10 protein-coding genes are annotated in these 12,073 nt (G+C 36.3%); 1 reads left to right on the top strand and 9 read right to left on the bottom strand.

Annotated features, from left to right (window positions below; all coding sequences use genetic code 11):
- From NZ923_01685 to NZ923_01645, 9 genes are all read right to left on the bottom strand, one after another.
- Positions 1-1,455 carry a DUF2851 family protein gene (locus NZ923_01685; GenBank protein ID MCS7228729.1) on the bottom strand — a complete coding sequence of 485 codons (1,455 nt, stop codon included), beginning with the start codon at positions 1,453-1,455 and terminating at the stop codon, positions 1-3.
- Positions 1,433-1,759, bottom strand: coding sequence for a hypothetical protein (locus tag NZ923_01680; protein ID MCS7228728.1), 327 nt, complete (start codon positions 1,757-1,759; stop codon positions 1,433-1,435). Before NZ923_01680 ends, NZ923_01685 begins: the two co-directional genes overlap by 23 nt.
- A gap of 14 nt (positions 1,760-1,773) precedes the next feature.
- A complete protein-coding gene (gene speE / locus NZ923_01675) occupies positions 1,774-2,625 on the bottom strand; it encodes a polyamine aminopropyltransferase (protein ID MCS7228727.1) in 852 nt (283 codons plus the stop codon).
- A gap of 13 nt (positions 2,626-2,638) precedes the next feature.
- On the bottom strand, positions 2,639-3,046 hold the full coding sequence (gene speD / locus NZ923_01670) for an adenosylmethionine decarboxylase (GenBank protein MCS7228726.1): 408 nt from the start codon (positions 3,044-3,046) through the stop codon (positions 2,639-2,641).
- A 134-nt stretch (positions 3,047-3,180) separates the two neighbouring features.
- Positions 3,181-4,566, bottom strand: a complete 1,386-nt coding sequence (locus NZ923_01665; protein ID MCS7228725.1) for a M20/M25/M40 family metallo-hydrolase — start codon at positions 4,564-4,566, stop codon at positions 3,181-3,183.
- A 26-nt stretch (positions 4,567-4,592) separates the two neighbouring features.
- Positions 4,593-5,504, bottom strand: coding sequence for a site-specific tyrosine recombinase XerD (xerD, locus tag NZ923_01660; GenBank protein MCS7228724.1), 912 nt, complete (start codon positions 5,502-5,504; stop codon positions 4,593-4,595).
- Between the two features lie 28 nt (positions 5,505-5,532).
- Complete coding sequence (locus NZ923_01655; GenBank protein ID MCS7228723.1) at positions 5,533-7,857, bottom strand: HDIG domain-containing protein; 2,325 nt, start codon at positions 7,855-7,857, stop codon at positions 5,533-5,535.
- A 3-nt stretch (positions 7,858-7,860) separates the two neighbouring features.
- The gene (locus NZ923_01650; protein MCS7228722.1) at positions 7,861-8,727 is read right to left on the bottom strand and encodes a Cof-type HAD-IIB family hydrolase; all 867 of its coding nucleotides are present in this window, start codon (positions 8,725-8,727) and stop codon (positions 7,861-7,863) included.
- Between the two features lie 88 nt (positions 8,728-8,815).
- A complete protein-coding gene (locus NZ923_01645; GenBank protein MCS7228721.1) occupies positions 8,816-11,185 on the bottom strand; it encodes a hypothetical protein in 2,370 nt (789 codons plus the stop codon).
- A 109-nt stretch (positions 11,186-11,294) separates the two neighbouring features.
- On the opposite strand from NZ923_01645, the gene NZ923_01640 reads away from it, so the two are divergent.
- A complete protein-coding gene (locus NZ923_01640; protein ID MCS7228720.1) occupies positions 11,295-12,068 on the top strand; it encodes a c-type cytochrome in 774 nt (257 codons plus the stop codon).
- The last annotated feature ends 5 nt before the right edge of the window (positions 12,069-12,073 follow it).

Genomic DNA, 12,073 nt, shown 5'->3' with positions numbered 1-12,073 from the left:
TCAAAGAAAAATTTTATTCCCTATAGCACATGCATCGCAAAGTGAATTAGAGCAATAAAATTTGTAAAGTTGAATTCCACCTTGGTGAGTTAATCCCGACCCTGCCAAATTAAATCTGCCTCCGAAAAGTTCTTCGTCAAGTTTTGTAATTATCCAATTCCCCGAAAGATTAGGAAAGTTTTTGTAAATCTCAATTACTTTTTTCTCAATCTCACTATTTCTGAAGATCCTTGAAAAAGTAAGCATTATCGGCAAAATAGCGTTCACGACTATCTCTTTAGATTTTAAACTCCCGATAATGTAGCCAGTTTTAATGTTGCTACCACGACCGAAGCTATACCGATTTCCCCAATAACCTTCGGACTTAACACGAAATAAATTAACAAGATGTTGAACTTTCGCATTTAAGCTCAAGTTTGAAAGTATTATTTCATTTATCTTTGCGTAAAAATCTTCATGTATGAAGCGCCATATCAAAAAAGAGGCACCAGCAAGTTTATAGATAGGTGAGTTTGCCGGTCTTACACCTGAAAATTTCCATGCCGAATGATGCAGGATCTCCCTATAGTAAAATTTCCTAACACTCATCCACTCCCTTTGCATCTCCTCAAGAAAAAGTTTTGTTTCATGATCGGTTTTCCTCTTGATGAAATAATCAATTAACCCGGAAGCCCCGAACAAAAACGCTTGAATTTTGAGTATCTGCTTTTCATAAGAATGTGCAAACGAATGTTCAGAGATAAATTTAAGAGTTAAATTTCTCGCGAGATTTTGAAAAGGTAATTTGTTTCTTGAATAGCCAAGACCTTCCATAACTTTTTCATACAAAAGCTGATCCCATACAAAACGATGAGACAATTGATAAAGCGAATAACCTTGATGTGTTGAGAAATAATCCTTTGGTGATTCGGAGATCAAAAAGAAATTTTCATCAATGATTTCAGCTAATCTTTCACTTATGCTCCTGGCTTTGAAAAATAAGCGCGCAAGCCCGAGCTTTTTTATCCATTTAATTTTTTCTTCTGTTGAAACTATCTTGTTGATTTCATAGCATTTAATCCTATCACCTCTTTTTGCATTTATCTTCAAGATTTCATTTTTTTGCTCAATTTCAGCTATCAAAATCTTTCTGCCCGAAATTGTCTGCACAAACTCATCGTTTAGATCGTTATACAAAACTACATGAAGGACAACGGTGTTATATCTATCATCAAGATGGTGTTTATGTCTTTTCCAATCGGATGCTTTTATATGAATCTCAACATCGCCTCTATAGATTTTACCATTAATTCTAACCTTCGCATTTACGAAGTCAGCTCCATCGCTTGTGTTGATTTCTCCTGGCTCAAGAACTTCAATGACATCATCATTTTTCGTCTTATAGTTCATTTTGCCAGCGTGCGAAAGCCAAACTGAATGAAGATATATTTCATCAATGTTTCTCTGGCTTGACATTTAAACTTTTTTCTTCAAGATATTTTTTTACTTCTTCAAAGAATTGAACCCATCTTTGAGGTTCTTTGCTATATGCGTTCGCAATTGAATCAAACATTTGAAGCGTCATCTTATTTGCTGTTAAAACAGAGTCAATTTTCATTCTAAGTTGAAGAGAATCGTTTTTAAATTTTTCCGTTAGAAACAAAATTTCAGCATATACCCGAACAAACTTCTTGTTTTTGTCTTTTTCTCTTTCAGTATGACACGAGATAAAAAAAACTGAAAGCAAAACAAAAATATATACCCCTTTGAAAGCGCGCATTTTCAAAATTTTTTCTATTTGAGCAAATCAGTGAAAAAGTTAGGTAGGGCGAATGAAGCTATATGAATTTTTTCATTGTAATATTTCAACGGTGCACCGAAGTTTTTAACCCTTTCCGGATTAAAATCGCGCAAGGGATCAAATCTTTTTGAACCAAAGATGAAGCTTATAACTCCGCTCGCATAAGTTGGCACATTCGCAAGATAAAAATAAACGATAGGGAAATAATTTTTAAAAATTGAATAAACACGTTTAATCAAGTCAGGAAAGATGAAAGGTGATTCAGATTGAGCAACAAGGATTCCAGAATCATTTAAAGACGCACATGCGTTTTTATAAAACTCTTCTTCAAAAAGTCCAACAGCTGGACCAATTGGATCGGGGGAATCTATTAAAATAACATCATAAATTCCCCTTCTTGACTTTACGAACTCAATTCCATCTTGGATTTTTATTTCAACTCTTTCATCATCAAGATACGAAGCAATCTGCGGGAAATAAATTTTTGAGGCTCTTACAACCTCTTCATCTATTTCAACGAGTTCAACCTTTTCAACTATTTCATGTTTTAAAATTTCTCTTACAGCTCCACCATCTCCACCGCCAATTACAAGCACATGACTTGGCTTTGGATGCGTAAACAAAGGCACATGGCTAATCATCTCATGATAGATAAACTCATCTTTTTCCGTGATCATTATAAAGCCATCTAGAGCCATAACTCGGCCATAATCATAAGAATCAAAAATCTCTATCTTTTGATAAGGTGTCTCTTTTTCAAAAAGTTTGTATTTCACCCTTAAAGAAATAGCGGTGTTCGTCGGTCCGTATTCAGTAAACCAAAAGTCCTTCTTACTATTTGGGATATCGGTATTTACTTCACTTTTCTCCTGCAAGAACCCCTGTAGTTATTTTCTTTGTAATCGCATTGGTGATATTCTCCGAGATTCCGCGCTTTACCTCCATAAGGTAAGCGCTTTTCGCTTTAAATTTTTCTCTCAGATATTGATAGCTTACATACGGATCAACATCATCCCCACATGTAAAGACATCAACGGCAGCGTATCCATACTCTGGCCAGGTGTGAATTGTAAGATGCGATTCAGCTATCACGACGACCCCGCTTACGCCGTGGGGATTAAAAGTATGAAAAAATGTTTTCACGATTGTTGCGCCGGCAAGCTCTGCTGACTTCGTGAGAACTTTCTCAACAAAATTAACATCGTTTAGAAGTTTTCGGTCACAATTGAAAAGCTCAATCAAAAGATGCTTCCCTAACGCTTTCAATTTCACCTCCTCCTGTTTTTTAGAGTTTAACAAATTTTAAAAACACAGTTAATTAATAATAAATTTTTTGTTAACTTTCAAATAATTAAACAGAAAAGGGGCTTTCAAATGAAAGCCCCTTTATTTTTAACTTTTCACTCTATTTGCGATATCTCATAAAAGTATCTCACAAATGTCTTCATACCTCCTGATGCTTGTCTCCAGTCAAAGTTTTCATTCGGCTCGTGATAACCATGCTCTGGCAAACTGAGACCAATCATCACGATCGGAACTTTCAAAAGTTTCTGCATTGTAACGACTGCGCCTATTGATCCACCTTCCCTTATGAAAGCTGGCTTAACACCGAAAGCATATTCAACTGCTTTCACCGCTGCATTTGCATAAGGTCCTTCAAACTCGCCAAGATATGGTTCAAGTGCATTTTCACGGATAACTTGAACATCGGGGTTAAGCTTTTTAACATAATCTTTGAGCAATTTGAAAGCTTTATCAGGAGTTTGGTTGGGGACAAGTCGCATGCTTATCTTAGCTTCAGCTCTTGGTGGAACAATTGTCTTTATCCCAGGACCAGTGTAACCTCCAACGATCCCATGAACCTCAAAAGTTGGTTCAGCCCAAATTCTTCTTAAAATTTCAGCTTTATCTTTCGTCCTAACGCTCTTAAATCCGAAAACCTCAATTCTTTTCTTAACATCAAATCCGGAGGCGAGGAAGTTTTTCAACTCCTTCTCACTTAACTTTTTCACATCCTTATAGAATCCAGGTATTTTCACCTTTCCAGTTTTCGCATCATAAAGTTGCGAGATAAGCTGACAAATTTCACCAATCGGATTTCTCGCCCAACCACCGGTTGTTCCAGAATGAACATCTTTGGTTCCTGTCTCAAGCACAAGCCGAGCACCTTGTAATCCTCTCAATCCATAAGGTATGGCTGGCTTATCAGATGCAATCCACATCGTATCTGAAACAAGTATTGAGTCCGTCTTAAGATCCGATTTATAATTTTTAATGAAATATTCAAAGTTCGGGCTTCCATGTTCTTCTTCAAATTCCCAAATGAACTTGATATTTATCGGGATTCCATTTTCAACGGCGAAGCGAGCTGCGAATAAGGCTGCCATTGCCGGTCCCTTGTCATCCGTTGTCCCACGACCGTAGTACTTACCATTTTCTTTTGTAAACTTAAACGGTTCACGAATCCACTCTGGACCACCTGCTGGTTGGACATCAAGATGATTGTAAATTGCAACGGTTGGATTCTTAGGATCTGTCACATATGAACCGAAGACGACTGGATTTCCCGGGGTTTTGCATTTTTTCGCTTCAAAACCAAATTTTTTCAAAAATTCAACCGCAAGATCAGCACCCCGTTCAATTTCATTCTTATACGATGGATCCATACTAACAGTAGGTATCTCAACTATTTCACCAAGCATTTGTTCATACTCATTTCTCACATCCTCAACATAGCTGTTAAGCTTTTCGGCTATGTTTTCCCAGTTTGGAAGTTGTCTTGCCATGTTGGTTCTCCTTTTTGTTTTAAAATTTAGTTTGACCTTGGATGATAAAGATAGTATATCTCCCTTAATGTTTCGTTGCTTATATGAGTGTAAATTTGAGTTGTAGTTATACTTGCATGTCCCAACATTTCCTGAACAGATCTCAAATCCGAACCACCTTCAAGAAGATGCGTGGCAAACGAATGTCTTAGAGTGTGAGGATGGATCTCTTTCCTTATTCCAGCCATCAAAGCATATTTTTTAACAATCTTCCACACGCTCATTCTTGTTAATTTTTTTCCTAATCTACTTAAAAAAAGAATATCTCCACTACTAATTTTAGCAAGTTTTGGTCTAACTTTCAACTGATATTCCCTTACCCACTTGATCGCAACCTTGCCGATGGGGATCAATCTTTCTTTTGAACCTTTACCAAGAACCCTGATAAATTCCATATCAAGAAAGAGATCAATCTGTTTAAGATTTATCAACTCCGACACTCTCACTCCAGTTGCATACATAACTTCAAGCAATGCTCTATCCCTTATGCCCATCGGAGTTGAAGTGTCTGGCTGTTCAAGTAGTGTAAAGACCTCGTCAATACTTAAAACTTCCGGTGGTTTCTTCTTTATTTTAGGATGTTCAATGTTTTCAACTGGATAATTTTTTGAATAGGATTCAAGCAGTAAAAACTTGTGAAATGATTTTATTGATGCCACATTTCTTGAAATGCTTGATGGACTTAATCCAATCAACCCGATCTCCCTAATATATTTTCGCACCAATTCCTCGTCAACGAAATCTGGGTGCTTAATGCCATTGTCTTCTAAAAAGCAAACATAGCGCACGAGATCAATTGAATACGATTCAACTGTGTTTTTAGAATATCCCTTCTCTATTTCAATTGACTTAAGAAAATGGCTAAGAAACCGTCGCCATTCTTCATTTTTAATTCTCATCAGAGATTCCTCAAACGCAAACTTTTTGCTAACTTGTGCCATTTTTTAGCTTTCTCGTTCTCTTTCTTGGCCTTAATTTGAGTTCTTTTTTATCAACTGACTCATCAGCCGTGATTTTTTCCTGTCCGGGATATTTAACTCTTGGATGATAAAGATTATTCAACATCTGAATGAATGTTTTCTTTATTTCCTCTATGTCTTTTAATGTCAGATTTGATTCATCAAGCTGACCATCTTCAATTCGGCTTTCAAATATCGCTTCAACGGTTTTCTCTATATTTTCAGGTGTTTTCTCATCAAGCGATCTTACAGCAGCTTCAACCGAGTCAGCGAGCATAACGATACCGGTTTCCTTTGAATCAGGTTTCGGTCCTTTATATCTAAAATCGCTTTCTTCAATTTCAACTTCTTTCAGTTCCTTTCGCTTTAGCGCCTTACCATAAAAGTAAGCTACAAGCGTTGTTCCATGATGCATGGGAATAAATTTAATTATCTCCAATGGGAGCTTATATCTCTTGGCTATCTTCTGTCCTTCTTCAACATGCGAGATAATTATCTTAACACTTTGCTCTGGAGTTATTGAGCTATGGAGTTTTTCAGATTCCATTTGATTTTCAACGAAGAATTCCGGATTTAAAATTTTACCGACATCATGGTAATAAGCACCAACCCTGGCAAGCACTGGATTAGCCCCAATGGCTTTAGCTGCAGCTTCGGCAAGCGTTGCAACTGCAATGCTGTGATGAAATGTCCCTGGTGCTCGCGCCGAAAGCTCACGCAAAAGTGGATGATTGAAATCAGAAAGCTCAAGCAAGGTAATTTCTGTCATGATCCCAAAAATTCTCTCAAGAAAAATTAGCAAACCGTATGTCAAAATTGGTGAAAGCAAAGCATTGGCAGCCACAAAACCAAGTTTTGTGAAAATAACCTCAGCGGATTCATATTTTTGAAACGAAAATCCAATTAAAACGAAAGCATAAGCAATAAAAATGAAAATAAAACTTTTAAAAATCTGCATCCTATTTCCAATGCTTCTCACAGAGTAAATAGCAACAGTCCCTGCAACAAATGAAGCCGATATAACCCCATAGTCATAACCTATCACAGAGCCAATCATAAGTGAAATTACAACAGTTGCCCAGAAGGCAACCCTTGAATCAAAAACTATTGTCATCAACATTGAAAACGCCGGTATAAGAATTAAGTAATTTGCCTCGTGCCCCGCTTTTAACTTTGTAATTAAAAAAGCAAGCAAAATTTCAAAAATAAATAAAGCAGTTATAAGTGAAAGCAGTTTGTTATCAAAATAGATTTTCTTCCTATACATGTAAAGATATATCCAAAAGACGGCCAATATGCTTGCAGTTAAGATGAAACGCCCAAGGTCTTTGAGAATCCGCCCAGTTCCAATGCCACGCTCTCTTTGCGCTATTTTCAAAGATTCAAGTTTCAAATACTTCTCCGGAGTTATTATCTCATGTCTTGAGATTATCTTCTCATTTTCACGGACAATGCCAGCCGTCCTCAAAACTTTGCTCTTCTCTCGTTCTATCAAACTATTTGTCTCTTTCTCATTAAATAACAAGTTCGGCTTCACAAATGAATAAAGAACTTGAGCAATTAGATCAAAATAAGATGAGTCAATTTCAGCAAGCTCTGAGAAATTTTTCTGTGTCAAGCTTTTAGCAAGATCATAACACTCATTTAGGTCGTAGAACCTTCCCTGCTTGTAAACCTCTTCAAATTTGCCTTTTCTTAAAACTATCTCATTTCTCTTTAGATCCGTTCTCGGTATTGAAATAACCCCTATCGGCTGATAAACTGAAGAAAGATATGTTTCACCAACGACTTTTAACTTAGCAAAATCAAAATAACCGATTTTATACATTAATTCAATTTTATCAAGATCCTCCTCGCTGAGCCTCTGAATTAGAAGTTTTTTTAAATTGTCAATTTCAACTGAATCGCTTTTGAGAAGGTTTGGGCTTACACCGCGGTTCAACTTAATCTGATAATTTTGCTTCAAATCCAAATACGATCTCAAATCTGTCAAAAACTTCCTGAACTCGTTCATCTGAGTTTTATGAACTTGTGTATCAACATCAAAAATGAAATAAACCTCGCTATAGACCTTTGCAAGTTCCTCTTGATATTGTTTTTCATCTTTGTAAATCGGAAAAGCAAATGGAGCAACGACATCATCATAAAGCCAGACGCTACCGACCTCGTATTTATATTCAAACGCATATGGACTTCTAAACAAAATTACGAGCAAAAACGGAATAGAAAGAAACATTGCAACCTTCAAAAGCAAATCCTTTGAGAAAAGAGATGTTAAATTTTTTAGATCCATACTTTAACTTGATTTTTTTGCATCAAGCAAAATTTCAAGAAATTCACCTACACCATCTTCATCGTTCGTCTTAGTCGTCACATAGTCAGCATTGAATTTAAGCTCCGCAATAGCGTTTTTCATAGCAACAGCAATCCCGACTTTCTTCAAAAATTCAAGATCGTTGTAAAAGTCACCAATCCCAGCTACTTCTTTCATTTTTATTCCATAGTATTTACAGAGATGTTTTAAGCCGGTCGCCTTTGAAATTCCCCTTCGTTTAACCTCAAGATAGGTAAGCTTATCGTACTTGAGCGATGGATAAATTGATGTTGATATATTTGAAAAGAAAATAGGTTCAATCTTATGTGCAATTTTATAAAGCATATGTTTTCTATCGGAACTAAGCACGACACGCAAGACCTTATCAGTATGTTCATAATAAGAATCAACCTCTATCGCCTCTGCCTCAAGATTACCTATATATGATGGGAAAATCGTGTTTTCAGCCGTGTAAATGACTTTATCTTCTGAATAAAAAAGTATATTAACAAAATATCTTTCGGCAAGTTCAAGCGCTTTAATGACTTTCTTTTCGGGAAGATAGAAAGCTTTTATTGTCTCGCCCTCCGGAAATTTCACAAGAGCGCCGTTTAGAGAAACTATTGGATCATCAACACCAAGCATCTTTGCATATTTAACCGAAGCGGAATGAACGCGACCAGTGATGAGAGTAAATTTAACTCCGAAATTCTTTAATTCTTTTACGAGCTGCTTTGTCCCGTCGCCGATTTGATTTTCTGAGCTAAGCAAAGTCCCGTCAATGTCACATGCGATTAGTTTTACCTTCTTTAACCTTTTTTTAAGTTCAGCAAGATCGCCTTTCGTCACCTTCTCTTGAAAAGGTTTAATTTTTTTAAAATTTAACAAAAAAGGGGGAAAGAAAAAATACGACGCACAAAGGTGCTTAAAATTTCTGTTAATAAATCATCACATATTTTGAATACCCCGGATAAACAAATTCCCCATTTTCACCTATCTTTCCACGATCTTCGCCACCAATTTCCTGGAAAAACCTCGTAATTTTACCGACCCTGAAAAAGTGATTGTGTATTTTGAATTTTATATTCGGTGTATCGCAAAATATGAAAACTCGTTTTGTTTTGTTGTCAATCAAAACTTCAAAACTACCATTTCTCATAAAGCATTTCAAAATTCTTTTATCGCTGATCCATATCTCAACTCCTGAATCAGATTTTTCACCGTGTGTTTGAACAGGTGCACTGCCCTGATTTCTTAAAATAAATTTTCTATCCTCTACTTTTTCAAAAACCTGCCCTCTATTTTTAGCCACGGTTACAACTTTAACTGCGATTTTGTTTGAACTATCTAATGCAAAATTGTCCAAACTTGCAAAAACAATTGCTGAAACAGGGGAACTTGTTTTAATCTTAAACTTGCCCAATTCATAAACTTTTGATGTGTCAATTTCTCCTGCGAGCGATTTAAAATACTTTGAATCAACAAGCAAAGTTCCATTCACAGAGTCAATTTTAACCTCGCCGTTTGCTAGATTAACGAGCGAATCAATGAACTTATAAATAGATCCATTTTTAAAAACATCTCTTGCGAAGATATTAATCTCATCCGAGTTCGCAAGGTTATATTTCTCAACAACTTTGTTTCTCAATTTGAAATTTTTAGAAAGCTTATAAACTTTGCTCCACCAATCAGCCCATATTTTCAAATCCTCTGGATAAAAACATACATTCAATTTTTTCTGAAATGGTTTTATTTCACCGTTAATAAAAATTTTCGCGGCATACCCAAACAATCCCCATCTTGTTGGGTCGGACTGCAATCCAAATGGCGAACAAATGTTAACATCACCCCAAGTATAGAAGGCAAAGTAAATAACGGCATCATAATCCTGAAGCAGCGAATAAACAGCGATATGAATTAAACTTGAAGCTCTATATTCATTTGGATAACATAAGGCCCATTCGCGAATTACAATTGGTTTCCCTTCCCACGCGTAAAAACTTGAATAAACAGGAAAACTCCACCTATCATTTCTTTTTAAATAGTTCTCATTTTTGAAAACTGGAAATCCAACCCATTCCTTTCCAACTTCAAAGGATGGATGATCCATATACATATTTTGTCCTATGAAATCAAGTTCAGCTGCGACCGTGTAGGTATCATTTATAAACTCGCTGTTAACAGTTGCTGTCAAAGGTATTGGGCAACCTTTTGAACGAATGAACTCTTTAAAACTTTTAAACAACTTCATCTGAAGCGACATCAAAAACTCAACTCCATCCTTTTGTCTCAGCGGATGTTCAAGCCGTGAAGATTTATCTTCATTAAGATCTGTGAATTTCTTAATTTTAAACTTTGGGAAATCAACTTTCCCCATTTCAATTGACTCATCGTCTGAAAGAACGGAGAAACCATCTTTCGTGGTCCATGCTTTTCTCAAGTTATCGGTGTTTCCATATTTCTTTTGAAGAAACTGAACCCACATCTTCAAAAATTTTGATTTATATGGCTCAATCATTTGATCAAGTTTATCATACTGGAAGAAAAAACTATCTTCGTTTATAAGTTCAATCATTGCAACCGCCGGATTTAAACCGTTCGGTTTACCTGTGTATGGATTCACATGCTTAAAAAGAAAATTGTCAATAAATTCTTTTTGTAGTTCAATCATTTTTTCATCAAAAAGCCCATATGGTGAACCTTTTCGTTCCATTTTTTCAGCTCCGTAAATTCCATCGCCGACCTTGAAAGTTCTATATGCACGAAGGACAAGATAGATATAAATTCCGCGTTTTTGTGCTTGATAAATCCAATAATCAATTTTGTCAAGATATTCCTTGTCAAGATTTCTTGAATTATTTTCGTTTGGATGAGCTTCGTCAATTACATTTCTTCTCACGATGCCAAATTTTTCACCGCCTCGGTTGTCAAGTTCGTGTAATCTAATTATGTTGCATCCAGCGCGCGCAAGCACCTCCACTACAGTTTCAATTTTTTCTTTCGGTATATCAACATGGCTTCCTGCTATTGTCACTCCCCAAAACCTTGCACGCTTGCCTGTTTTCTCAAAATAAAAATGCCCATCTTCTCCAACCCTTACAAATCCATATTTTCCAGCGGGTGAATCTAAAAGAAAACTAAAATCAACGAGTGATGCGTCAGGAAACTCTCCAAATCTCGGATCAAGCCACCTTACCGCAAGGATATCTTTAAATTTATCCGTCCTCCCCCTCTCCCTCGTTATATTTTGTGCGCAAAGGAAATCAGCGGAAATGAAAATTGAGAGAATTATTAAAATTGCTCTCATCACTTGTGTGAATTTGTTTTGCGCGTCGCTGATAAATTACACAAAATTTTTTAAAATTTTAATTTCGCACTATTTTAAGAAAGACAAATAAAATATCTTCACTTCAACTATGCGGAATTTGCTTCAAACTTTGATGGCTATTTTGATGTTTGTTTCACTTTCCTCGTGCTCAAGAGATCAGACAAAAAACATCAAACTACCAGAGGATGTAAAACGAGGACGGGAGATCTTCTACGATTCAAACTATGGGACAACAGGTCTTGCCTGCGCAAATTGCCATGCAGATTTTGATGATGTGACTTATCCTGATGATAAAATAAGACCAGGGCATAACTTGATAGGAGCTCACAGGAGAAAAATCACCTGGTATGGTAAATTCCGAGGAGAAACTCTAAAAATAACAGCTGGTGGCGCCGGATTATGCATTGTTCTATATCAGAAAAAAGAAGGGGCGGTAAATCCTCTTAAAGCTTTGTCCCCCGAAGATTCACAGGCATTGTTAGCTTACTTTGAATTTATCTCTGGGGAAATTGAAGTTGAAAAATTAACATCTCAACCTCTGGTTTTGCCCTGGGATGACGAGACAACAAGAAAAGAGAAAATCAACAGAATCAAAGATAAAATTTTAAATCTTTCTGGAAATCCTGAAAATGGAGCTATAATTTACGAAAAAGCGTGTGAGCAATGCCACTTGGAAGAAATCAATATAGGTCCGCCTATATTGTTTACACAAAAGATAACCGCTGAGAAAATAATTGAAATGATTCGCGCAGGTTCTTCGGCTTCAAGCGAAACCCCAATGCCATTTTTCACGCCAGACAAATTAAGCGATCAAGAAATAGCTGATTTAATTGCTTACATTGTGAGATTACAAGAGAAGTAAAATTT

It is taken from the genome of Candidatus Kryptonium sp. (assembly GCA_025060635.1).
Classification (GTDB): Bacteria; Bacteroidota; Ignavibacteria; order Kryptoniales; family Kryptoniaceae; genus Kryptonium.
The sequence above is the reverse complement of the archived record's forward strand: the minus strand, read 5'-3'. Positions and strand labels throughout refer to the sequence as shown.